This is a genomic window from Streptomyces sp. bgisy159 (assembly GCF_057707805.1).
In genome coordinates this window covers 1-18,899 of the sequence record NZ_JBYIQX010000042.1, presented here as the reverse complement: position 1 = coordinate 18,899, position 18,899 = coordinate 1, and the positions used below count along the sequence as shown (strand labels likewise).

Annotated in this window: 16 protein-coding genes; 10 read left to right on the top strand and 6 right to left on the bottom strand. The window is 73.0% G+C overall.

Annotated features, from left to right (window positions below; translation table 11 throughout):
- The first annotated feature begins 151 nt into the window (after positions 1 to 151).
- Positions 152 to 2,080: a DNA/RNA non-specific endonuclease gene (locus tag AC3ET3_RS29165; protein WP_432139454.1), complete on the top strand. Its 1,929-nt coding sequence runs from the start codon at positions 152 to 154 to the stop codon at positions 2,078 to 2,080.
- Positions 2,081 to 2,152: 72 nt separating this feature from the next.
- Positions 2,153 to 4,090, top strand: a complete 1,938-nt coding sequence (locus AC3ET3_RS29160) for a S41 family peptidase (protein ID WP_432139455.1) — start codon at positions 2,153 to 2,155, stop codon at positions 4,088 to 4,090.
- Positions 4,091 to 4,137: 47 nt separating this feature from the next.
- Here the strand turns inward: AC3ET3_RS29160 and AC3ET3_RS29155 are convergent, their stop codons facing one another.
- Positions 4,138 to 5,004, bottom strand: a complete 867-nt coding sequence (locus AC3ET3_RS29155) for an alpha/beta hydrolase (RefSeq protein WP_435613169.1) — start codon at positions 5,002 to 5,004, stop codon at positions 4,138 to 4,140.
- 181 nt (positions 5,005 to 5,185) lie between these two features.
- On the opposite strand from AC3ET3_RS29155, the gene AC3ET3_RS29150 reads away from it, so the two are divergent.
- The 6 genes from AC3ET3_RS29150 (at position 5,186) to AC3ET3_RS29125 (ending at position 10,615) form a co-directional block, all read left to right on the top strand.
- Positions 5,186 to 5,965, top strand: coding sequence for a response regulator transcription factor (locus AC3ET3_RS29150; protein WP_432139573.1), 780 nt, complete (start codon positions 5,186 to 5,188; stop codon positions 5,963 to 5,965).
- Positions 5,966 to 6,081: 116 nt separating this feature from the next.
- Positions 6,082 to 7,104: a LacI family DNA-binding transcriptional regulator gene (locus tag AC3ET3_RS29145; RefSeq protein ID WP_432139572.1), complete on the top strand. Its 1,023-nt coding sequence runs from the start codon at positions 6,082 to 6,084 to the stop codon at positions 7,102 to 7,104.
- A gap of 89 nt (positions 7,105 to 7,193) precedes the next feature.
- Positions 7,194 to 8,156: a S1C family serine protease gene (locus AC3ET3_RS29140; protein ID WP_432139571.1), complete on the top strand. Its 963-nt coding sequence runs from the start codon at positions 7,194 to 7,196 to the stop codon at positions 8,154 to 8,156.
- Between the two features lie 29 nt (positions 8,157 to 8,185).
- Positions 8,186 to 8,386, top strand: coding sequence for a hypothetical protein (locus AC3ET3_RS29135; protein ID WP_432139570.1), 201 nt, complete (start codon positions 8,186 to 8,188; stop codon positions 8,384 to 8,386).
- Positions 8,387 to 8,429: 43 nt separating this feature from the next.
- On the top strand, positions 8,430 to 9,164 hold the full coding sequence (locus AC3ET3_RS29130; protein ID WP_432139569.1) for a response regulator transcription factor: 735 nt from the start codon (positions 8,430 to 8,432) through the stop codon (positions 9,162 to 9,164).
- Positions 9,161 to 10,615 carry a HAMP domain-containing sensor histidine kinase gene (locus tag AC3ET3_RS29125; protein WP_432139568.1) on the top strand — a complete coding sequence of 485 codons (1,455 nt, stop codon included), beginning with the start codon at positions 9,161 to 9,163 and terminating at the stop codon, positions 10,613 to 10,615. Before AC3ET3_RS29130 ends, AC3ET3_RS29125 begins: the two co-directional genes overlap by 4 nt.
- 18 nt (positions 10,616 to 10,633) lie before the next feature.
- On the opposite strand, the gene AC3ET3_RS29120 is transcribed toward AC3ET3_RS29125, so the two are convergent.
- From AC3ET3_RS29120 to AC3ET3_RS29100, 5 genes are all read right to left on the bottom strand, one after another.
- On the bottom strand, positions 10,634 to 11,689 hold the full coding sequence (locus AC3ET3_RS29120; RefSeq protein ID WP_435613168.1) for a hypothetical protein: 1,056 nt from the start codon (positions 11,687 to 11,689) through the stop codon (positions 10,634 to 10,636).
- A gap of 10 nt (positions 11,690 to 11,699) precedes the next feature.
- Complete coding sequence (locus AC3ET3_RS29115) at positions 11,700 to 12,917, bottom strand: ABC transporter permease (RefSeq protein ID WP_435613167.1); 1,218 nt, start codon at positions 12,915 to 12,917, stop codon at positions 11,700 to 11,702.
- Positions 12,914 to 13,747 carry an ABC transporter ATP-binding protein gene (locus tag AC3ET3_RS29110; RefSeq protein WP_435613166.1) on the bottom strand — a complete coding sequence of 278 codons (834 nt, stop codon included), beginning with the start codon at positions 13,745 to 13,747 and terminating at the stop codon, positions 12,914 to 12,916. Before AC3ET3_RS29110 ends, AC3ET3_RS29115 begins: the two co-directional genes overlap by 4 nt.
- On the bottom strand, positions 13,744 to 15,441 hold the full coding sequence (locus tag AC3ET3_RS29105) for a hypothetical protein (protein WP_435613165.1): 1,698 nt from the start codon (positions 15,439 to 15,441) through the stop codon (positions 13,744 to 13,746). Before AC3ET3_RS29105 ends, AC3ET3_RS29110 begins: the two co-directional genes overlap by 4 nt.
- Positions 15,442 to 15,624: 183 nt before the next feature.
- The gene (locus AC3ET3_RS29100; protein ID WP_432139563.1) at positions 15,625 to 16,122 is read right to left on the bottom strand and encodes a hypothetical protein; all 498 of its coding nucleotides are present in this window, start codon (positions 16,120 to 16,122) and stop codon (positions 15,625 to 15,627) included.
- Positions 16,123 to 16,447: 325 nt separating this feature from the next.
- On the opposite strand from AC3ET3_RS29100, the gene AC3ET3_RS29095 reads away from it, so the two are divergent.
- Both AC3ET3_RS29095 and AC3ET3_RS29090 read left to right on the top strand, forming a co-directional pair.
- A complete protein-coding gene (locus AC3ET3_RS29095; protein ID WP_432158271.1) occupies positions 16,448 to 17,782 on the top strand; it encodes an ATP-binding protein in 1,335 nt (444 codons plus the stop codon).
- Positions 17,779 to 18,899: tetratricopeptide repeat protein (locus AC3ET3_RS29090; RefSeq protein WP_432139561.1), on the top strand; the 1,121-nt coding region annotated here is incomplete at its 3' end. The genes AC3ET3_RS29095 and AC3ET3_RS29090, both read left to right, overlap by 4 nt.

The following is an 18,899-nucleotide window of genomic DNA, read 5'->3' as shown; positions in this document are numbered from 1 at the left end:
GAGGTGAGGGGCGCGACGACGTCCTCCACCGCAGGTCCGGTGACGTGTCCCGGCTGCCGTTCTCACCTCCACCACTCCTCGGAGTCGCACCGGTCACCCACTTTCCGGTGCTCGCCCCCTGACGTCCCGCCGACGAAGGGATGTGGCCGTCATGGCCACGAGAACCACGAAGAAGACAGCGTCGAAGGCCGTCTCCAAGGGCGCCCCGACATCCGCACCGCGGCCCGCCTCGGCGCGCCGGACCTCCCCCCGGGCCTCCTCCCCCGACGACGAACTCGTCGCCTCGCTGCGGCAGTACATCCGCACCCGGGGCCCGCACCTGCTGGAGGACCCGAACATCACCTCCGTCGGCATCGGCCGGAAGATCACCGACGGGGAGCGGGGCGAGGAGGTGGCGCTGCAGTTCACCGTGGCGGCCAAGGCCGAGCCGGAGGTGCTGGAGTCCCTGGGCACGTCCCTGATCCCGGCCACGATCACCGTCGACGGCCATGAGGTGCCGACCGATGTCGTCGAGCGCACCTACCAGCCGAGCTTCCGCACGGTGCCCGAGGTGGAGAGCCCCCTGCGCAAGACCCGGCTCGACCCGATACGGCCGGGGGCCAGCGTCGGCGCGGTGACGGTCTCGGCGGGCACCATCGGGTGCGTCGTCTTCGACAGGGCCGACGGCACACCGTACGTACTGAGCAACTGGCATGTGCTGCAGGGCCCGTTCGGGGAGCTGGGCGTGGAGGTGGTGCAGCCCGGCACCCGGGACGACAACCGCGTCGACCGCAACCGTCTGGGTGTGCTCAAGCGCTCGCACCTCGGCGTGGCCGGCGACTGCGCGGTGGCGACCGTGGAGAACCGCCACTTCTTCCCGGAACTCCTCGAACTGGATGTCGCACCCCGGACCCTCGGGGAACCCGAGCTCGACGACAAGGTGGTCAAGAGCGGCCGGTCGACCGGGGTCACCCACGGCGTCGTCCGCCGCGTCGACACCGTGGCGAAGATCGACTACGGCGGGGTGACCGGCGTCAGGACCGTGGGCTGCTTCGAGATCGGCCCGGACCCCGACCATCCGTCGTCGGACGGCGAGGTCAGCAGCGGCGGTGACTCCGGGGCGGCCTGGCTGTTCAAGGAGGGCGACCGCGTCAGCACGGTGATGGCCGGGCTGCACTTCGCCGGCGAGGGCACCGGTGACCCCGACGAGCACGCGCTGGCCTGCCTGTCGACCTCGGTGTTCGAGAAGCTCGACATCACCCTCACCCAGCCGGCTCCGGAGGAGCTGGAGATCATCGCCGGCTACGACGCCGGGTTCCTCGGCGAACGGATCGAGCCCCCTGAGCTGGACACCGACCTGGCCCAGGACGCCGTACTGCTGGGCGGCTCGCCGGTGATCCCCTACACGCATTTCTCCCTCGCCCTGAGCGAGCCTCGGCGCTTCCCGTTCTGGGTGGCCTGGAACGTCGACGGCGCCTCGCTGAAGAAGCTCAGCCGCAGCGGCATCCCCTTCGTCAAGGATCCGCGGCTGCCCGGCACCGCCCAGGTCGGCAACGAGCTGTACCAGGCCAACCGGCTCGACCGCGGGCACATCGCCCGCCGCGCCGACCTGCTCTGGGGGAGCCTGCCGGAGGCCCGGAAGGCCAACACCGACTCGTTCTTCTACACCAACATCACCCCGCAGATGGACGACTTCAACCAGAGCGCCAGAAACGGGGTGTGGGGCGAGCTGGAGGACGCCGTCTTCGCCGACGTCGACGTCGACGACCTGCGGATCAGCGTCATCGGCGGCCCCGTCTTCCAGGACGACGACCGCGTCTACCGGGACGTGCCCGTACCCCGCGAGTTCTACAAGGTGATCGCCTTCACCGAGAACGGAGAGCTCAAGGTCAAGGCGTTCCTGCTCACCCAGAACCTGGACCAGCTGGAGGCGCTGGAGCTGGACGAGTTCCGGGTCTTCCAGGTCACCCTCGGCGAGGTCGAGGACCGTACCCGGCTGCGCTTCCCCGCCGCCTTGCACAAGGGCGACACGCTCCAGGTGCCCGAGGCCGCCGCGGACCGGGCGCCGCTGGAGTCCACGGCCGACATCCGGTGGAGCTGACCCCGCCGGGGCCCGGGCCGGGTGCCCGCCCGGCCCGGGCCCGCCCCGATCGTGAAGGACCGGCGTATCACCATGACCCCCACGGCTCACGACAGCGCACGCGAGTTCCCCCGTAACGCGGCGGAACCGGTGCGGGACCACCTGCGCGGCGCGGCTCCCCTGCCCGCCTTCCTGGAGGGCGCGGGACGGCTGTCCCTGGAGGACCGCCGGCGCCTCGTCGACCAGGCCCTCGTCCTGCTGGAGCAGAACTACGTCCACCTCCCGCTGAAAACCGCGATGCACGCCGTCAACCCGGTCCAGCGGCTGCGGCTGCTGCACCGGCGCCTGGAGCGGCAGACGCCGCGGACCATGCCGCGGGAGTGGCTCTTCCACGCCGAGATGTCGGAGATCTTCCACTCCGTGCGCGACCTGCACACCAACTACCTGCTGCCCGAGCCGTTCATCGGCAAGATCGCCTTCCTGCCCTTCCTGGTGGAGCCCTGCACGGAAGACGACCGAACCCGTTTCCTGGTCACCCATGTCGCCCAGGGCTTCTCCGCGCCCGGGTTCGAGCCGGGGGTCGAGATCACTCACTGGAGCGGCATTCCCGTCCTGGACGCCGTCGACCTCAACGCGGCCCGGTTCGCCGGCGGCAACGCGGCGGCCCGCCGCAGCCGGGGTGTGCAGTCGCTGACCGTGCGCCCGCTGGTCATCCACCTGCCTCCGTTGGAGGAGTGGGTGACCGTCAGCTACCTCGACCTCGCGGGGACAGCCCGGGAGATCCGGCTGAGCTGGCAGATCGTGGAGAACCTGCCCTCCTTCGTCGCCGCCCGCCGGGACACGGCCGTGTTCCAGGGCCTCGACCTCGACGGCGACGAGACCCAGCGGGCCAAGGTGCTGCTGTTCGCGCCGCAGGTGGTCGCCCAGGCACAGGCCGCCGAGGCGGACGCACCGGTGCCGGACCTGGGGGCGGGTGAGGTCGTCACCACCATGCCCTCGGTGTTCCGGGCCCGGACCGTCCGGACGGCGTCCGGGGTCTTCGGCCACCTCCGCATCTTCACGTTCAACGTCGACAGCCCCGGAGCCTTCGTCGCCGAGTTCGTCCGGCTCGTGCGCCGGCTGCCGCAGGGCGGCCTCGTCGTGGACGTCCGGGACAACGGGGGCGGGCACATCCACGCGGCCGAGTTCACCCTGCAGACGCTGACACCGCGGCGGATCACCCCGGAACCCGTGCAGTTCCTCAACACGCCCCTCAACCTGCGGATCTGCCGACTTCATCAAAGGGACCCCGGGCTGGACCTGGGCTCCTGGGTCCCGTCGATGGAACAGTCGCTGGAGACCGGATCGGTGTTCTCGGCCGCCTTCCCGATCACCCCGGAGAAGGGTGCCAACGCCATCGGCCAGCAGTACTTCGGGCCGGTCGTCCTGATCACCAACGCCCGCTGTTACTCGGCCACGGACATCTTCGCGGCGGGTTTCCAGGATCACGGGATCGGCCCCGTGCTCGGCACCGACGACAACACGGGCGCCGGCGGCGCCAACGTCTGGACGCAGGAGCTGCTGTCCGACTTCATGGCGGACGACCCGGCCACGCCCTATCTGCCGCTGCCGGCCGGTGCCGGGATGCGAGTGTCGATCCGCCGCACGCTGCGGGTCGGGCCGAACTCGGGCACCCCGGTGGAGGACCTCGGGGTCGTCCCCGACGAGACGCACCGGATGACCCGCCGCGACCTGCTGGAGGGCAACGCCGACCTCCTCGACCACGCGGGGCGGCTTCTGCAGGGCATGGCTCCGCACGCCGTGAACCTCACGGAGGCCGTCCCCGCCGACGGCGCCCTGCATCTGCGGCTCACGGCCGAGAACGTGGACCGGGTCGACGTCTACCTCGACCAGCGTCCCCGCGCCTCCGTCGACCTCGCCGGCGGCCAGGCCGACCTTCTGGTGCCGGGAGCGGCCGCCGCTCACACCGCCCGCCTGGAGGGGTTCGAGATCGGCCGTCTGGTGGCCAGTACGACGCGGGACCTGCCGTAGACGCCGGAGACCTGCTCGAGGGGCCGGAGAACCGCCGGAGCGGGCGGTCAGGTTCCCCGCCGGGCCCGGTCGGCGGCGTCGGCCGCCGACCGGGCCCAGTCCGCGATGCGGTCCAGCAGCGCCTCGTCGGTCGCGTGCTCGGCGTGGCCCATGCCGGGCTCCAGCCACAGGTCGGCGTGGCCGGCGGAGGCGTCGGCGAGGGCGCGCGGGTGGTCGAGCGGGAAGTAGCCGTCGCTGTCGCCGTGGACGACGAGGAGCGGGGTGGGGGCGATCCTGGGGACCGCCTCCACGGGGGACAGCGGGACCGGGTCCCAGTCGCGGTGGTGGATGCGGGTGCGGAAGCCGTAGCGGCCGACCAGGCGGCCGGCCGGGCGGGTCACCAGCCAGTGCAGGCGGCGCATGGGGGCGGTGCCCCGGTAGTACCAGCGGGCGGGGGCACTGACGGAGACCACCGCGGACACCGTCCCGGCGTGCAGCGCCGCGTGCCGCAGGACGACCGAGCCGCCCATCGAGAAGCCGACGGTGACCACGCGCCGGTGCCCGAGGTCGCGGACCCGGCGGACCACCGCGTCCAGGTCGAGGACCTCGCGGTCGCCGACCGTGGAGCGGCCGCCGGAGGCGCCGTGGCCGCGGAAGGAGAAGGCGGCGACGGCCCCGTGACGCCGCAGACCCGCCACCACCCTCCGTACGTGTGGCCGGTCCACGTCGCCGGTGAAGCCGTGCGCGACGACGAACACCAGGTCACCGGAGGGTGGCCGGGAGGCGTCGTATACAACCGCGGGCGGGTCGTATACGAAATCGACCGAAACCCCGTCGGCCGTGCGCAGAAACGTCCGCAATGGTGCGTGTTGGGTCGTCTCGCCATACGGACGAACGGTGGAACGTGCCACATGACCTGCCGGACCGTCGCTCATGTCGGCTATTCTGCTGGGCAGAGGACTCGGGCAGCGTAGCCCCCGGGTCCTTTTGTGCTTTCGGAAGCGTTGTATACGAAGCGGGAAACCCCAGGCGAACGCTCGTGTATGGGCCTTCGGGATCGCAGAGCAGGTGCTGTGCCGAACACGTCCTCGCAGGGACCGAGGAGGAACCAGACATATGAGTTCTCTGCTGCTCCTGACCAACGCCCTCCAGCCGTCGACGGAGGTGCTTCCCGCCCTCGGCCTGCTGCTGCACCACGTGCGGGTGGCCCCCGCCGAGGGCCCCGCCCTTGTCGACACCCCGGGCGCCGACGTCATCCTCGTCGACGGCCGCCGCGACCTGCCCCAGGTGCGCAGCCTCTGCCAGCTGCTGCGCTCCACCGGGCCGGGCTGCCCGCTCGTCCTGGTCGTCACCGAGGGCGGCCTCGCCGCCGTCACCGCCGACTGGGGCATCGACGACGTACTCCTGGACACCGCCGGACCGGCCGAGGTCGAGGCGCGGCTGCGGCTGGCGATGGGCCGGCAGCAGATCGTCAACGACGACTCCCCGATGGAGATCCGCAACGGCGACCTCTCGGTCGACGAGGCGACCTACTCCGCCAAGCTCAAGGGCCGGGTCCTCGACCTGACCTTCAAGGAGTTCGAGCTGCTGAAGTACCTGGCCCAGCACCCGGGCCGGGTCTTCACCCGCGCCCAGCTGCTGCAGGAGGTCTGGGGGTACGACTACTTCGGCGGCACCCGGACGGTCGACGTGCACGTGCGGCGGCTGCGCGCCAAGCTCGGCCCCGAGCACGAGTCGCTGATCGGCACCGTCCGGAACGTCGGTTATCGATTCGTTACGCCGGAGAAGGTGGAGCGCGCCGCCGAGGAGGCCAAGACCAAGGCGGACCGGACGAAGAGTGTCGATTCGGACAAGTCGGCCGTCGTGGGTGCCGAGGAAGTGTCCGCCGAGGCGTGACACCGGCGCGGGGCCCGGCGCGGGGCGCCCACGAGGCGCCGTCCACCCCTCGGGACGGTCGGGCCGGGCTCCTTCACGCCCTGCCCAGAGGCGGTCTCTCCGCGTAGACTCCGCGCGTGGCCAAGGTGACTCGGGACGATGTGGCACGGCTGGCGGGTACCTCCACCGCCGTCGTCAGCTACGTCATCAACAACGGACCCCGGCCGGTCGCCCCGGCCACGCGCGAGCGTGTCCTCGCCGCCATCAAGGAGCTGGGGTACCGGCCCGACCGGGTGGCCCAGGCGATGGCCTCGCGGCGCACCGACCTCATAGGCCTGATCGTGCCGGACGCGCGCCAGCCGTTCTTCGCGGAGATGGCGCACGCGGTCGAACAGGCCGCGTCCGAGCGCGGGAAGATGGTGCTCGTCGGCAACTCCGACTACATCGGCGAGCGCGAGGTCCACTACCTGCGGGCGTTCCTCGGGATGCGGGTCTCCGGCCTCATCCTCGTCTCACACGCGCTGAACGACCTGGCCGCCGCCGAGATCGACGCCTGGGACGCCCGGGTGGTGCTGCTGCACGAGCGGCCCGAGGCCATGGACGACGTCGCCGTGGTCCTCGACGACCGGGGCGGCGCCCGGCAGGCCGTGCGGCACCTGCTGGAGCACGGCTACGAGTACGTGGCCTGTATGGGCGGTACGGCGCAGACACCGGCCGTCGGCGACCCGGTCTCCGACCACGTCGAGGGCTGGAAGCGCGCGATGGAGGAGGCCGGCCTGTCCACCGAGGGACGGCTCTTCGAGGCGCCCTACAACCGGTACGACGCCTACGAGGTGGCGCTGAAGATACTCGCCGGGCCGGAGCGGCCCCCGGCGATCTTCTGCTCCACCGACGACCAGGCGATCGGCCTGCTGCGGGCGGCCCGGGAACTGCGGATCGACGTCCCCGGCGAGCTGGGGGTGGCCGGGTTCGACGACATCAAGGAAGCGGCGCTGGCCGACCCGCCGCTGACGACGGTCGGCTCGGACCGCTCGGACATGGCCCGCGCCGCCGTCGACCTGGTCCTGGACGACGGACTGCGCGTCGCGGGCTCCCGGCGGGAGCGGCTGAAGACGTTCCCGTCCCGGCTGGTCACGCGCCGGTCCTGTGGGTGCGTGTAGCGCGCCCTCATGTAGGGCGAACGCACTTCTGGCCGGGTTCTCAGACCGCCCTCAGGCGGCTCTCATGGTCGGGCGGAAAGCTCGGTGCCATGACGGAGAACCCTTACGTGAATCCGGAATGGCCGGCCCCGCCGGCGCACCAGCCGACGGCGCACCAGCCGACGCCCCCCGCGCAGGGCAGGCGCAGGCGGACCCGAGGCCCCGTGGGGCTGCTGGCGGCCGTGGCCATCGTGGCCGCGGCGATCGGCGGCGGCACCGCCTACGGGATCCAGGAACTCGTCGGTGACGACACCGCCGTGGCGGCCACCGCCGCCACCAACGTGGTGCCGGCCGCCAAGAAGGGCGACATCGCGGCCATCGCCGCCGCCGTCAGCCCCAGCATCGTCGAGATCAACGCGACGCTCGGCAACGGCGCGTCGACCGGCTCCGGCGTGATCATCACCGGTGACGGCGAGATCGTCACCAACAACCACGTGATCGCCGGCGCCTCCTCGGTCTCGGTGCGCACGAGCGACGGCACGAAGTACAGCGCGCGGGTCGTCGGCACCGACCCGGCGAAGGACCTCGCGCTGATCAAGCTGGAGAACGCCTCGGGGCTCAAGGCGGCGAGCCTCGGTGACTCCTCCCGCGTCCAGGTCGGCGACACCGTCGTGGCGATCGGCTCGCCCGAAGGGCTGACCGGCACCGTGACCAGCGGCATCGTCTCCGCCCTCGACCGGGACGTCACCGTCTCCACCGACGAGGGCGGGCAGCAGCAGCGGCCGGACGGCGGGTGGCCGTTCGAGTTCGGCGGCCGGCAGTTCAACGGCGACACCGGGTCGTCCACGACGACGTACAAGGCGATCCAGACGGACGCCTCCCTCAACCCGGGCAACTCCGGCGGCGCCCTCATCGACATGAACGGCAACATCATCGGCATCAACTCGGCGATGTACTCGGCCGCGGGCTCCGGCTCCTCCGACGCGGGCAGCGTCGGCCTCGGCTTCGCCATCCCGGTCGACACCGTCAAGTCCGACCTCGCCACGCTGCGGGCCGGCGGCTCCGGCAGCTGACCCGCCCGCCCCCTCCCGAGGAGCACGTCATGATCAAGCAGGTTCCGCACCCGGCGACCGGGGCCGGCGCCGCCGGTCTCGCACTGGCCCTCGGCGTGGCGTACGAACTGCACCCGCCGGCGGCGGACGGCGGCCGGGCACCGGAGGTGGCGGCGCGGGGCACGGCCGGCCGCGGTGCCGCCAAGCGTGCCGCCCGGGCCCGGCGCCGCCGGGCGGACGTGCGACGCTGAGAGCGTCCCGCCCGCCCGACTCCCGACCGAGGAAGCCACGCCCATGAGCCCCGCCGAAGGCGACCGTGACCCCCAGCGCATCCTGATCGTCGACGACGAGCCGGCGGTACGCGAAGCACTCCAGCGCAGCCTCGCCTTCGAGGGCTACGACACGGAAGTGGCCGTCGACGGCGCCGACGCCCTCGACAAGGCGGCTGCCTACCGGCCCGACCTGATCGTCCTCGACATCCAGATGCCCCGCATGGACGGCCTCACGGCCGCCCGGCGGGTCCGCGGCACCGGGGACACCACGCCGATCCTCATGCTCACCGCCCGCGACACGGTCGGCGACCGCGTCACCGGGCTGGACGCCGGGGCCGACGACTACCTGGTCAAGCCGTTCGAACTGGACGAGCTGTTCGCCCGTATCCGCGCCCTGCTGCGGCGCAGCTCCTACGCCGCCGCCGTGTCCGCCGAGGCGCGGCGGGACGAGGCGCTCGCCTTCGCCGACCTGCGGATGGACCTCGTCACCCGGGAGGTGACCCGGGGCACGCGCCCGGTGGAGCTGACCCGCACCGAGTTCACCCTGCTGGAGATGTTCATGGCCCACCCGCGCCAGGTGCTCACCCGCGAGCAGATCCTGAAGGCCGTGTGGGGCTTCGACTTCGAGCCGAGCTCCAACTCGCTGGACGTGTACGTGATGTACCTGCGCCGCAAGACCGAGGCCGGCGGCGAGCCGCGGCTCGTGCACACCGTGCGGGGCGTGGGCTACGTCCTGCGCCAGGGCGGGGCCGAGTGAACAAGGTGCTCCGCCGGTTCCGCGCGCTGCCGATCCGGACGCGACTGTCGCTGCTGGTGGCGGCGGCGGTGGCGTTCGCCGTCGCGGCGGTATCGGTGACCTGCTGGTTCGTGGTGCAGGGCAAGCTGTACGACCAGTTGGACAGCGAGCTGGAGAAGGCGTCGGCGATCGGCCCGGCCCAGCGGGCGGGCATCGAGAACGCCCTGCTCAACTGCACCCAGAGCCCGCAGAGCGGCTTCAACGGCTACCGCAACGCCTACTCCCAGGCGATCACGCCCGACGGGACCGCCTGTGTCCTCGGCGAGTCCCGGGGCGTCGTCAAGGTCACCCGGGCCGACGAGAACGTGATCGACGACGCGGGCGACAACGAAGGGGTCTACCGCGACGGGACCGCGCAGGACGGCACCCCCGTACGGGTGCTGACCGTCCCCCTCGCCCTGCGCAACAACCTCACCGGCGAGGTGTCCCGCGCCGCCTTCCTCGTCGCCGTGCCCCTGGACAAGACCAGGGAGACCCTCAACGAACTCGCCCTGCTGCTGCTGCTCGTCTCCGGGGTCGGAGTGGTCGGCGCCGGGGCCGCCGGGCTCGCGGTCGCGCGGGCCGGACTGCGGCCCGTGGACAAGCTGACCGACGCGGTCGAGCACGTCGCCCGGACCGAGGACCTGGGAATCCGCATCCCGGTCGAGGACGACGCCGACGACGAGGTGGCCCGGCTCTCGCGGTCCTTCAACTCCATGACGTCCGCGCTGGCCGGCTCCCGGGAGCTGCAGCAGCAGCTCATCGCGGACGCGGGGCACGAACTGCGCACGCCGCTGACGTCGCTGCGCACCAACGTCGAGCTGCTGACCCGCAGCGAGGAGACCGGCCGCCCCCTCCCGGCGGCCGACCGCAAGGCGCTGCTGACGTCGGTGAAGGCGCAGATGACCGAGCTGGCCGCGCTGATCGGCGATCTGCAGGAGCTGTCCCGGTCGCAGGGGCAGCGCGGGGAGCGGGTGCAGGTGGTGTCGCTGGAGGACGCGGTGCGGGCCGCGCTGCGCCGGGCGCGGCTGCGGGGCCCGGAGCTGACGATCGACGCCTCCCTGGAGCCCTGGTACACCCGGGCGGAGCCGGCCGCGCTGGAGCGCGCGGTGGTCAACGTCCTCGACAACGCGGTGAAGTTCAGCCCCGCCGGGGGCACCATCGAGGTGACCCTGACCGGCGGTGTCCTCACCGTCCGCGACCACGGTCCCGGCGTGCCCGAGGACGAACTGCCCTACGTCTTCGACCGCTTCTGGCGGTCGCCGTCCGCCCGCTCGCTGCCCGGCTCCGGCCTCGGCCTGTCCATCGTCGCCCGCACCGTCCAGGAGGCCGGCGGGCAGGTGACGCTGGCCCGCGCGGAAGGCGGCGGCACGGTGGCGACGGTACGGCTGCCCGGGGCGCCGACGCCTCCCCCGGAGACGCCGGCGCCGTAGTGCCCCCCTCGGGCGGGATCAGGAGTCGAGCAGGGTGCCCGGCAGGTCGAAGCGCTCGGTGGCGCCCGTGGCCAGGTCGACGCGGGTGACCGTGTCCTCCGCGTAGACGAGCCAGCCCGCCTCGGTGGGCGTGATGCCGAGGGAGGCGGGGAGCGCGTCGAGGGTGGCGCGGTGCCGTTCCCTGCCGGTGGCGGCGTCGAGTTCCACCAGGTCGGTGGCGCCGCCGTGGGCCGCCGCGATCACGATCGTGTCCTTGGTCGCGGCGACCGCGTCGACCCGGCCGCCGGTCACCGAGACGAGGGTCGCGGCGGGGGTCCGGGTCAGCGCGGCCCCGACCTCGCCGGCGGTGTCCTTCGCCGGGGCGCCTACGACGACCGGCCGGCCTGCCGGGCAGGCCAGGTCCTTGACCGTCAGGTCCTTCGGAACGGCGACGGGCGTGGTGCGGCCGTCGGTCAGGGCGGCGGTGTAGACGCCGGTGCCGTTGCTCAGGCAGATCGTGTCCGACGCCGGGTCGGAGGCGGCGTGGGCGATGGTGCCGGGGATCCTCACATCGCGCTCGGTGGACCAGTCGGCGGGGTCCTTCACCAGCACGCTGGAGGTGCCGCCCGCCTCGGGCAGCCCGCCGACCTCCGCGACGAGCGTCCGGCCGGGCAGGGTGCGGCGCAGGCTCTCCCCCTCGGGCAGCCCGTCGAGGGCCTGATCGGCGCGGTCGAGCGTGTAGCGGCGGTCGGGCCTGCCGTCCGCGCGGGGCACGCTGAGCAGCCAGCGGCCGTCGGCGAGGCGGACGATGTGCGGGCTGATCGCGTCGGTGTCGTCCTCCTGCTGCGGGACCACGGCCAGGCTCTGCGCGTGCCCGGCGGCCGGGTTGATCCCGACGACCGTGACCAGGCCGTCGACGCGGGCCAGCGCGAAGGTCGTGGAGCCCTGCCAGTCGTCGCCCAGGTCGACGCCGCCGGGGCCGGAGCAGCCCGTCGTCAGCGCGGCCGCGGTCGCCAGCGCGGTCAGCGCCAGGGCGGCGCGGGCCGGTCCGGCCGGCCGGCCGCGCCCGGGGCGGTGCGTGTCGTCGTACGGCATGACGGGTGGCTCACCAGTCCTTCATCGCTTCGGTGGGGGACATCCTCGCCGCCTTGCGGGCCGGGGCCAGCGATCCGATCGCCACCACCAGCACGGTCAGGCCGAGGAGGAACAGCAGGGTGCCCGGCGCCGGGAGCGGCAGCCGGTCCTCGACGTAGGGCGCGAGGTCGGCGCTGTCGCGCAGCACGGCCGCCGAACCGGCGGCGAGGAGCGCGCCGAGCGCGGCACCGGCCAGCGCGGCCACCGCGCCGACCAGCGCCATCTCCGTGACCAGCATGGTCAGCACCGCCCGGGTGCGGAAACCGACCGCCTTGAGGACGCCGATCTCCTGGGCCCGCTGCCGGGACAGCGCGCCGGTCACGGTGATCGCACCGGCGAACGCCAGCACGGCGAGCACGCCGAGCAGCACCCGGCCGACGGTCCTGATCATCTCCAGTACGGCGGGCAGCGCGTCGAGCTGCTGCTGCAGGGTGACCGCCGGGTAGCCGAGGTCCTGGACGGCCCTCATCACGTCCGGGACGTTCTCGGCGCGGTCGGCGACCACGGTCAGCTGGTCGTAGCCGATGCCGCTCAGGTACGTCTTCTCGGGCCGGCCCGCGCGGTCGGCCGCCCACTTGATCACGGTGGCGTCGGCGGCGTACGCGGCGTCCGGGTTGTCCAGCTGCCAGGTGGGGTCGTAGACGCCGACGAGCCGGGCGTGGCCGGTGACACCGGTTCCCTCGCCGGGCCGGACGAAGCGGGTGGTCTCGATCTCGACCTGCTTGCCGACCAGCGCGCCGAGGTCCACGCCCTGGGACACGGCGGGTGCCACGATCTCGCCGGGCCGCAGCGGGAACAGGTCCTCGCGGACGGACTTGGTGACCGGCGGGGGGAGCGCGGGGCGGTACGTCGTCGCGTAGAGCAGGACGGTGTCGCCCGCGTCGGTCAGCACCCCGAACGACACCTGCGCCCGGTGCTGCACCGACGCCACGTGCGGCAGCGCGGCGAGGCGGGCGGCCGTGCGGTCGGTGAGCTGCGGGGTGTCGGGTCGGTCGGCGGGCCGGTCGACGGTGACGCTGCGGTTGGCGCTGCTCTGTGTGACGCCCGAGTCGGTGGCGCCCTGCGCACGGCCGGCGATGCCGAGGGCGGCGAGGCAGACCGCCGCGGCGACGGCGACCAGCGCGACCAGGCCGTAGAGGCGGCGGCGCAGGGCCCGGACGTTGGCCAGGGCGAGGCCGAGGACGTTCATTCCGTGCCCTCCGTTTCGGTCCGGGGGTCCGTTTCGGTCCGGGGGTCCGTAGCGGTCTTGGTGGTCGAGCCGGACTTCGTGATGGTGTCGGACTCCGTGGTCGTGTCGGACTTCGTGGTCGTGTCGGACTCCGTGGTCGTGTCGGTCCTGACAGTCGTGTCGAGCGCGCCCTTGTCGAGGCGGTGCACCACGTCCGCGCGGTCCGACACCGCCGGGTTGTGGGTGACGAGCAGCACCGCGCGGCCCTCGTCCGCCAGTTCGCGGAACAGGCCGAGCAGCACCTCCTCGCTGTCGGTGTCGAGGTTCCCGGTGGGTTCGTCGGCGAGCACCACGGGCGGGTCGTTGACCAGCGCCCGGGCCAGCGCGACCCGCTGCTGTTCGCCGCCCGAGAGCTCGCTCGGCAGGTGGTCGGCGCGCTCGGCCAGCCCGACCCGCTCCAGCAGCCGCCGGGCCCGGTCCTCGCCGTCGGCGCGGCGGCCGGCGTACGGCAGGAGCACGTTGCGCAGCGCCGAGTGCTGCGGCAGCAGGTTGTACGACTGGAAGACGAAGCCCAGCCGGGTGCGGCGCAGGCCGGCGAGCGCGCCGTCGCCGAGCCCGGAGGTGTCGGTGCCGTCGACGTACACGCGGCCCCGGTCCGGCGGGGTCAGCAGGCCGAGGACGTGCAGGAGCGTCGTCTTGCCGGAGCCGGAGTGACCGACCAGGGCGGTGATCTCGCCTCCTCCGACGGCCAGGTCGACCTCCCGCAGGACGTCGACCCTCCTTCCGCGCAGGGTGTAGGACTTGCCCACGCCCTCCGCGCGCAGCAGTGCGTTCACCGGGTTCTCGCTCACTTTCCGCTCTTCCTCCCGTCCTGGTCGCCGGCCGGCAGCCAGCCCATGGCGCCGTCCAGACGCCGGTCCAGCGTCCACACGGCCCAGGTGGTCTTCAGGTCGCACGCGGTGTCGCCGCCGCCGACCTGGTACAGGTCGGGCAGGGCCGGGCAGCCCCGGTGGGGGGTGATGCCCCGGTCCAGGGCGGCGCGCAGCGTCCCGTCCACGGGTCCGCCGAGCAGGACGTAGGCCCGGGCGACCAGCGCGTAGTCGTAGACGGAGGGGAAGCGGTCCGGGTTCTGTGCCCAGGGCCGCAGGGCGTCGGCGGTGATCCAGGAGGGCACGGCGTCCCGGTGGCCGGCGTCGGCGAGGCCCACGGTGAGCGTGGCCGCCGCGACCAGCCGTGCGGGGGTGTCCAGGGCCCAGCGGGCGACCGTCGGGACGGCCGCCGGTGCGTCGGCGTCGGTGCAGGTCAGGGCGGTGCGCTGCCAGACGGTGGCGTTCTGCTCGGTGACGGTGGCGGGCAGCACCGTCGGGTCGGCGCACAGTTTCCGTGCCTGGTCGGCGGCGTCGTCGTCACCGTCGGTGACCTGGCGCAGGGCGGCCCGGTTCAGCCGCTCGGCGCCCTCCTGGCTCACGTCCGGTGCGTGTTCCTCGCGGTCGAGGGCGGACAGCAGCCCGGGGTCCCGGCGGGACCAGCCCGCGAGGGCGCGCAGCCGCTGGACGAAGAGGGAGGCGTCGGGGTTGCCGAGGTAGGCGTCGGGGTCGCGGACCGTGCCGTCGTCGAGGCGGTCGGCTTCGAGCCGCTCGATCACCGGCGTGAACAGGGACCGCGGCGAACCGGCCGCTCCGAGGACGTGCACCAGCTGGTAGAGCTGCTCGTACGGCAGCTCGGCGGCGCCGTCGCGGAGCACCGGCTCCCAGGTGCCGCGGTCCACCGCGGGCTTGCGTCCGGCCGCCTCCTGGACGACGACGTAGGCGTAGGTGTCGGCGAGCCGCTGGCCGCGGGCCTCGGGGGTGAGGCCGGCGTAGTCGTCGGTGCGGGGCGCGGGGACGCGGGTGAGGGTGGCCGGGACGGGTTCGTGCAGGAGGCGCAGGGAGGCGGCGAGGGCGCTGCTCTGGTCGAGGGGACGGCCGCCCGGGGCGGACGCGGGCGCGTCGGCGAGCGAGCGCAGCCAGGCCACGGTGGTGGCGCGGTCGTCCGCGGGGAGGTCGTCCAGGCCGTCGACCGCGTCGAGGACGTCGAGGGCGGCCCAGGTGCCACCGAGGCGGGCCGCGTCACCGTCGTCGCCGAGCGCGGAGTCGACGTACCAGCCGCCCTCGGCGCGGGCCTTGCCCACCGCCGTCGCGTCGGCGGGGCCGAGGACGTCGCCGGCGCCGGCGCGGCGCAGCGGGACGAGCCAGTCGCGGCCCCACAGGGAGGCCGTCTCCAGGGCGTCGTGGCGGAAGGAGGCGGCGTCGGCGGGGCTCATGCTGGTCTTCGGGTCCCGGCCGAGTTCGGTGAGGGTGCGCAGTGCGTAGGACTGGGCCTGCGGTCCGGCCGGCTCCCGGCGCAGGAACGGGTGGTAGTAGTAGCCGTTCTCGCCGCTGGCCAGCACGTCGAACTGGCGGGCCCTGGCCGGATCCCGTTGCTCCGAATCGCCGGACGAGGAAATGCACGACGCGCAGGACGCCATCAGGACGGCGGCCGTCGCCGCCCCGAGAAGACGGCGCACCGGAATTCCTCCACGCGCCCGCCGCGGCACGGTACCGAATCTCACGGATCTCCCCCGTTCATTCACAGGTCCCCCAGGAAAGCCGGCAAAAGCCAGCAAAAAATGCCACACCGCCGGGCCCTTGACGGTGTGACATTTCCTGTCGCTCGCTCAACTACTTCGGCACGCCGAAGCGGAAGCCGGTCAGGCGGCGCCCGCGTAGGCGCACTTCTCGCTGACCTTGATCGAGTTGGTGACCTTGGCCGAGCCGCAGCTCTTGGTCGACACGTAGGTGGTGGCGCCGCCCGGGCGCATCTGGCCGTGGGTGTCGGAGATGTTGGCGCGGGTGTTCTTCCAGCGGACCTCGCCGAGGGACTTGCTCTTCATGGTGAGCGTGGCCTCGGGGTTCTTGGAGATCTTGATGGAGACGCTGAAGCCGTGGGCCTGCAGCTCGGCGCGGTTCTGGATCCACTGCGCCTTGCGCGGGTTGCTGCCCGACATCTTGGTGGAGGCCTTCCAGTCACAGGTGGTGACGTAGAAGCCGCAGTGCCAGGCGTTCACCGAGATCTTGTTGCCGCCCGGCAGACCCACGGAAGTGGAGGCCGAGGTGGCGTGTGCCGGGGCCGCCGTCAGCACCAGCGCGCCGGCCGCGAAAGCGGCAGCCGCACCGGACATCAGGCGCGTACGTATGCCCTTGTTCATTCTATTGTCTCCCCGTGAGATCAACGAAAGCGGTTTCGGGTCAGGAAACCGCGCACATAAGCCGCGTCCGAAAGGGAGCGCGGCTTGTTGATCTCATTCATACGCGAGAGCCGAGCCGCCGCACAATTCCCGGGAGCCGCAAGGGCGGTTGGCTTGATCACATCGGTCGGACGGAACCGATCGGGGCCGTCGGCCATCGGGGGCGGACGCGGCGGCTACCTTCACCCGCGAGGCGGCGACCGCCTCGGCGGTCCGGTCCCCCGAAGGTGAAACGGAACTCCGGTCCCCGAACCGGGGGCCGGTCGCCGGTCCGTAGGGTAGGGCCATGTCCGAAGAGTCCCCGCTGATCAAGAGCCTCCGTACGGCCGTCGCCGCGGCCCCCGCCGACGTCCCCCTGCGCCTTCATCTGGCGGAGCTGCTGCTGGCCGCCGGGCACGGCGAGGCCGCCGTCGCCGAGGTCGCCACGGCGCTGCAGCAGGCGCCGGGGGACGCGCAGGCGCGGGCGCTGATGGCCCGGGCGATGGGGATACCCGCGTCCCCTGCCGGGACTGACGAGCCGCCACCCGCCACCACGTCGGCGGACGGTACGGGGGAGCCGTCGACCGGCTTCGACTGGAAAGCCGCCGAGCAGCAGATCGGGGACGTCGTACCGCCCCGGTTCGTCGAGACGCCGGACACCGGGACGCCGGACACCGGGACTACGGACACCGGGACACCGGGCACCGAGGCGCCGCGGGCCGCCGCCGACGGGCCGGGCGCGACGGGCGGCCCCGACGCCTGGGACGTGGAGGCGCCGGGCGGCGTACGGCTGGCCGACGTCGGCGGCATGCGGGAGGTGAAGGAGCGGCTGGAGGCGGCGTTCCTCGCGCCCCTGCGCAACCCCGAACTGCGCCGCCTGTACGGCAAGAGCCTGCGCGGCGGCCTGCTGCTGTACGGGCCGCCCGGCTGCGGCAAGACCTTCATCGCGCGGGCCGTCGCCGGTGAACTCGGCGCGTCCTTCCTGTCGGTGTCCGTCAACGACGTCCTCGACATGTGGATGGGCAACTCCGAGCGCAACATGCACGAGGTCTTCGAGGCCGCCCGCCGCCAGGCCCCCTGCGTGGTCTTCCTCGACGAGCTGGACGCGCTCGGCGCCAAGCGCAGCCGTACGGCGCACAGCGGCATGCGCAACACCGTCAACCAGCTGCTCACCGAGCTGGACGGCATCGACGCCGGCGCCAACGAGGGCGTGTTCGTGCTGGCCGCCACCAACGTCCCCTGGGACGTGGACGTCGCCCTGCGCCGCCCGGGCCGCCTGGACCGCACCCTCCTGGTGCTGCCGCCCGACGCCCCCGCCCGCGAGGCGATCCTCCGCTACCACCTGCGCGACCGTCCCATCGAGAACATCGACCTGGGCAGGCTGGCCAAGGCCACCGACGGCCTGTCCGGCGCCGACCTCGCCCACGTCTGCGAGGCCGCCGCCGAACGCGCCCTGCTGGAGTCGGCCCGCACCGGCACCGTCCGCATGATCGGCATGAAGGACCTGCTGGCGGCCGCGAAGGAGGTCGTCCCGTCGACCGAACCGTGGTTCGCCTCGGCCCGCAATGTGGCGATGTTCGCGAACGAGGGCGGCATGTACGACGACCTCGTCGCGTACCTGAAGAAGAGGCGCAAGCTGTGACGACCGCGCACTCCTCCCTGGAACGGGCCGACGGGCTCTTCGAGCTGAGGCGGTACGACGAAGCCAAGACGGTCCTCACCCGGCGGCTCGCCGAGGATCCGGAGGACGTCCGGGCCTGGGTCAGGCTCGCCCGGTGCCATCTCCGCCTGGAGAACGAGGCGGACCAGGCGCTGGAGGCGACCGAACGGGCGCTCGCGCTCGACCCCGAGGACGTCCCCGCGCTCATCCAGCGGGCCTACGCCCTCCAGGCCGTGGGCGGCCGCTTCCCGGAGACCGAGGGCGTCCTGCGGGAGGTCATCCGCATCGCCCCCGAGTACTGGGTGGGGTACGCGATGCTCGGCGACTGGCTGTGGCGCATCAAGGCCATCCGGTACGGTCAGGAGCACGGCGGCGGGTTCCCCGGAGGCGGGATCCCGCAGGTCTTCCTCGACGAATCCGCCGAACTCGCCAAAGAGGCCATGCGCCTGGCACCCGAGGAGGTCTTCCCCCTCGAAGTGGCCAGGCTGATCGCCGGCATGGCGGGCAACAGGACCGTCGCCGACATGCTGGACCAGGCCATCCTCCGGCTCGACCCCCACCACCCGGAGGCTCTCTCCCGGCTCACCGCCAAGGCCGCCGACGAGGCCAAGGCACCCCTCGCGGCCACCCTCTACGCCGATGCCCTCGCCGTCGCCCCCGACTCGGCGGAGATGCGGCGGGGCCTCGACAACGCCTCGTACCGCATGCTGCGCGGACTGCGCTGGCTCGCGCTGCTCTGCGTCGTCTTCGCCGGTGTCGGCCTCGACCTGTTCCCCGAGGACGGGGCGACGCCGCGCGCACTGCCTCTGGGACTCGGCCAACGCCTGTGGGACCTGGTCCCGATGGCCGGGATCTGGGCGCTGGGCGCGCTGCTGTTCTTCCGGCGGCTGCGGGCCGGGGTCCAGATCAATCTGCGGTCGGTGGTCCGGCGCCGCGTCTGGGCGCGCATCGTGCTGGTCCAGGCGGGGTGCACGATGCTCTGCGCCCTGCTGCTGGCCGAGGTGGCGTGGACGGACCGGACCGTGCCGCAGATCATCTTCTGGGCCGGGGTGCTGTCGGCGGTGGCGACGATGCCGTTCGACCGGAGGAAGAACCACTG

Coding starts and splice junctions, on each gene's coding strand:
- AC3ET3_RS29100 (WP_432139563.1), bottom strand. CDS start 16,122: ATGAACAAGGGCATACGTACGCGCCTGATGTCCGGTGCGGCTGCCGCT.
- AC3ET3_RS29120 (WP_435613168.1), bottom strand. CDS start 11,689: ATGCCGTACGACGACACGCACCGCCCCGGGCGCGGCCGGCCGGCCGGA.
- AC3ET3_RS29160 (WP_432139455.1), top strand. CDS start 2,153: ATGACCCCCACGGCTCACGACAGCGCACGCGAGTTCCCCCGTAACGCG.
- AC3ET3_RS29130 (WP_432139569.1), top strand. CDS start 8,430: ATGAGCCCCGCCGAAGGCGACCGTGACCCCCAGCGCATCCTGATCGTC.
- AC3ET3_RS29140 (WP_432139571.1), top strand. CDS start 7,194: ATGACGGAGAACCCTTACGTGAATCCGGAATGGCCGGCCCCGCCGGCG.
- AC3ET3_RS29155 (WP_435613169.1), bottom strand. CDS start 5,004: ATGAGCGACGGTCCGGCAGGTCATGTGGCACGTTCCACCGTTCGTCCG.
- AC3ET3_RS29095 (WP_432158271.1), top strand. CDS start 16,448: ATGTCCGAAGAGTCCCCGCTGATCAAGAGCCTCCGTACGGCCGTCGCC.
- AC3ET3_RS29165 (WP_432139454.1), top strand. CDS start 152: ATGGCCACGAGAACCACGAAGAAGACAGCGTCGAAGGCCGTCTCCAAG.
- AC3ET3_RS29150 (WP_432139573.1), top strand. CDS start 5,186: ATGAGTTCTCTGCTGCTCCTGACCAACGCCCTCCAGCCGTCGACGGAG.
- AC3ET3_RS29135 (WP_432139570.1), top strand. CDS start 8,186: ATGATCAAGCAGGTTCCGCACCCGGCGACCGGGGCCGGCGCCGCCGGT.
- AC3ET3_RS29115 (WP_435613167.1), bottom strand. CDS start 12,917: ATGAACGTCCTCGGCCTCGCCCTGGCCAACGTCCGGGCCCTGCGCCGC.